Annotated in this window: 4 protein-coding genes; 1 reads left to right on the forward strand and 3 read right to left on the reverse strand. The window is 62.5% G+C overall.

From position 1 onward, the window contains the following. Window positions 1-228 precede the first annotated feature (228 nt). The 3 genes from tssB to MFF30_RS22745 form a co-directional block, all read right to left on the reverse strand. On the reverse strand, window positions 229-762 hold the full coding sequence (gene tssB, locus MFF30_RS22735; RefSeq protein WP_238282327.1) for a type VI secretion system contractile sheath small subunit: 534 nt from the start codon (window positions 760-762) through the stop codon (window positions 229-231). A 169-nt stretch (window positions 763-931) separates the two neighbouring features. After that, a complete protein-coding gene (locus MFF30_RS22740; RefSeq protein WP_238282328.1) occupies window positions 932-2,284 on the reverse strand; it encodes a type VI secretion system protein TssA in 1,353 nt (450 codons plus the stop codon). A 107-nt stretch (window positions 2,285-2,391) separates the two neighbouring features. Then, a complete protein-coding gene (locus MFF30_RS22745) occupies window positions 2,392-2,970 on the reverse strand; it encodes an OmpA family protein (protein WP_238282329.1) in 579 nt (192 codons plus the stop codon). Window positions 2,971-3,014: 44 nt separating this feature from the next. On the opposite strand from MFF30_RS22745, the gene MFF30_RS22750 reads away from it, so the two are divergent. Beyond that, window positions 3,015-3,817 (forward strand): type VI secretion system Vgr family protein (locus tag MFF30_RS22750; protein ID WP_238282330.1); only part of this gene is annotated, 803 nt, incomplete at its 3' end.

Below are 3,817 nucleotides of genomic sequence, written 5' to 3' on the forward strand. Positions count from 1 at the left end.
CCTCGGCCGTCCCGCCCTGAGGCGAAACGGCCTGGCCGCTCAACTCGTTTGTTCCAGATGTCATCGTCGTCTCTCACAATACCGCCGGTAAGGTCGGGATCGAGGGTGATTCCAGTTCTGCGTCGGCCCCGTCCGATCCGGTCGTCTGGTCCGGATGGTCTGCACGCGGTCGGCGCACGTCCTGCATTCGCATTCCGCGCTTCCGCCCGGACGCTCTTGGATCGGAGATCAAGTGGGCGTTCCGGGCGCTTGCCCGTCCTTGTCCGGAGCGGCGAGCTTTTCCTGCAGCGCGGCCATCAGGGCCGGGTCCTTGAGCAGCGCCTTGATCTGGTCGCTCGCCGCCACCTTGCCGTCCATGTAGCGCAGAAGATTGGCGAGTTGCTCGCGCGCCTCGAGCAGCTTGGCGAGGGGTGGAACTTGGCGCGCGATCGCCGCGGGGCTGAAATCGTCCATCTTTTTGAAGGACAGGTGTACCGGCAGCTTGTCGCTGCCCCCACCCGAGAGCTTGTCCCGAACGTTGAACGCTGCCCCGGGCGCAATCGCAGCCATGCGCTGATCGAAATTGTCCATATCGAACTCGGTCAGCTTCCGATCCGCGATTTCGGCTTTCTCGACCGCCGAGGCATTCCCCGATAGATCTGCCAATACGCCCATAACGAAAGGAAGCTCGATGTTTTTCTCGGCATCGTAGGGGTCTTCGTACGTAATGTGCACGCGCGGTGCCCTATTACGCTTGATGAACTTCTGGCCGGAATCCGACATCTCGCCTCGCTACAGTAAGAATGACAGCCTGATCAGACACCGAGAGAATTCGGAAATATCAGCTTAATTCGATCTCAGAACAAACACAGCGACAGAACCAAAACCAGTCCAACAGATTTCAGTTTTCAGCGCAAGGGCTTCAGAGGCGATCGGGTGCCGATTCCGCGCCTCATGTTTCCGCTCGATTGGCCATCAGGTCCGGCAGTACGTCCTTGAGGATGCTCAGGAAATCACGTTCGATCAGTCCAGACGCCCGATCCAGCAAGAGGGGGATCGGGCTGGACGGCTCGGCCGTGCGATAGAATTGGCCGACCTCAGCCAGGAGCGAGACGGCCTCGGCCCGCGTCTCGGCCGTGAAGGACGGCGGCTCGCCTCCCGAATCACCGGCTGATTCTTTGTCGGTCTCCGCGTCGGGAACAACGGCATCGGCCCGCGGAACCGCTTCGAGTTGATCGAAGGTCAGTCGCAGAGACCCGGTACTCCCGATTGCGATGACCGCTGCGCTCGCATGCTCCGGAACAAGAATGGTCATCACTTCCAGAAATGACTTGCCGACCAGCATCTGAGCTTGTCGCGTGAGCACCTCGGCGGGGCTGGAAGGCTCCGAGCGGCGCAGGTAGGCGGAGGCGACCTCAAGGGCGGCCGATGCGGCCCGGACGTTCGTCACGCGGCCGGATGCCGGGCGGGGCGCCTCGGTCGCCCGGCCCTCCGCCCCTGGTTCGGCTGCGCTCCCTGCCGATGGGGTGGCGACCGCTCCGGTTCGGGTCAGGATGATGGGATTGAGGAGGGCCAGCGCCCGTCCGGCAATCGCGCTCAGCCGGGCGAGCGAGACGGCCTGATCGTAGCCGGCCTGCGCCACGCACACTTCTCGGATCGCGTGCGCCGCCCGTTCGATCGCGGCGAAGTGCTCCGCCACTGCGCCGATCGCGTCGATATCGGCGTCGCCGAGCGCCCGCTCGATCGCGCCGCGATCCGCGACGGTCTCACCCTCGCGCGCGGCGACTTCGCCGTGGGCGACCATGACGGTGCGGAAGCTGATTGGGCCATACCGCCGGCTCTCGCAGAGCGGCGTGTACTGGACCGGCAGGACCACCGTCGGCATGTCGTCGAACGCCTGCAGGACGGCGCTGCGGAAACCGTAATCGTCACCGTCCCCGCGGGGATGTACCTCCGCCCAGGCACTTTGGAGCAGGTTCGCTGTCAGGGTCAGCGTTTCGGACAGGCCGGCGAGATCGCGATTGAGGGCGCAAAGGCGCCCGAAGAGGGTCAGGAGCCGGAGGTCCCGAGTCGCCGCAAGGAGGTCGGACAGCCGCTTGAGGGCCGCCGGGATGTCGATGGACGTGCGATCGAAGACCTGCGGTCGTCCATCCTCGTCGCGCGTCAGGTAGGAGAGCGGCAGCAGGCCTTCGACGAAGGCCACGCATTGCAGGTATTCGAGATCCTCTTCGACCTCGAGGTCGGGGCCACAGGGGGCATCCGCCGAGACCGGCTCACTCATGCGCGCCACGTCGAGTGCCGCCATCCCGCGCCTATCCTCTCCCGAAAAGAACCTGCCCTGCGCCCGGAGGAGACCCGCCAGTGCGCCCCCTCATCGCGCGATCTCGCCGGTGCGGTGCTAGCCGGCGGTGCCTACTCGGTCCGGAGGCGTGTTTCGACGCGCCGGTTGGCGCTGGACATCGGGTCCCTGTCGATCGGGCGTTGCTTGCCGAAGCCTTTCGCGAGGAGGCGGTCTGTCGGGACACCCTTGGCGGTGAGGTACTCCACGACGGCGGCCGCACGCCGCATCGAGAGGTCGAGATTGTAGGCATCGCTGCCGAAGCCATCCGTGTGGCCCTCCACGAGGAAGGAGCCCGCGGGCAGGTTCGGATCGCTCAACGCCTTCGCGAACTCATCCAGGTTCGCGCGGGCAAGGCTCGTCAGCGTGGCCGAGTTGTACTCGAACTGAACCCTGAGATCGAAGCTGTCGACAGCCTTGGTCCGTTCTGGTATTTCTTTGGAGCACTCGCTCTCTGTGCCAATACAGAGTGAGCGTGTCGCGCCTAATCCGGCCTTTCGCGAGAAATGGTTGACGATGTCTGATGCTCGGTAAGCGGGGTCGGCCACTGCAATGCCGCTTGTGAAAGACAGTGCTGACACAGTCAACAGCAATAACCGGAACGATGTCATAGCCCGCTCTCCCGTGTTGCGCGAGAGTTGCCATTCCCGCATGATGCCGTCAATCCTTGAAAGTAGCCCGTATAAAGGATTTCATTTTGAGCGACGGCCCGAATGTCGGAGGCGGATTTGATTTCGAGCAGAAAGAGCGTACGGCCGAACTGGTCACACCGCTCGGTCGCGACGAACTCGTTTTGACACGCTTCGATGGCACCGAAAGCCTGAGCGAACTGTTCGTGTATCAGATCGAAGCGACGTCGAATCGCCAGGATATCGATTTCGACAAGCTCATCGGTAAAAACTGTTGCGTGAAGCTCAAGTCATACGGAAACGCGACGCGCTACTTCAACGGCGTGTTGGTGGATGCCGACTGGTCCGGCACCAAGAACAATCTCTATGCCTATCGACTCGTTCTACGCCCTTGGCTCTGGCTCCTCGGACGCAAGGCCACATGCCGGATCTTCAAGGACAAATCCGTCTTCGACATCATCGAAGAGGTTTTTCAGGAGAGTGGCTTCAAGGATTTCCAGATCAGGGCCAGCCGAGGAGACTACGAGAAGATCGAGTACTGCGTTCAGTACCGCGAGTCCGATCTATCATTCGTATCACGATTGCTTGAAGAATGGGGCGTCTATACGCATTTTGAGCACGATGAGCAGCGCCATCAACTGATGCTCTGCGATTCGCGATCTTGCCACAAGCCGGTGAAGGCGAGCGGTGGCAACCTTCCGTTCGTGCCGCTCGGAGGCGCCGACCGCCACGATCGCGAGCACGTCTCGGCTTGGCGCGCCGAGCGCAGGTTTCGCACGGGAAAGTTCGGGACCAACGACTTCGACTACATGAAGCCGACCGCCAACCTCAAGGCGGAGCAGCAGGGGAGCGCCCGCTACGAGAAGGGCAT

Source organism: Methylobacterium goesingense (assembly GCF_022179225.1).
GTDB classification, from domain to species: Bacteria; Pseudomonadota; Alphaproteobacteria; order Rhizobiales; family Beijerinckiaceae; genus Methylobacterium; species Methylobacterium goesingense.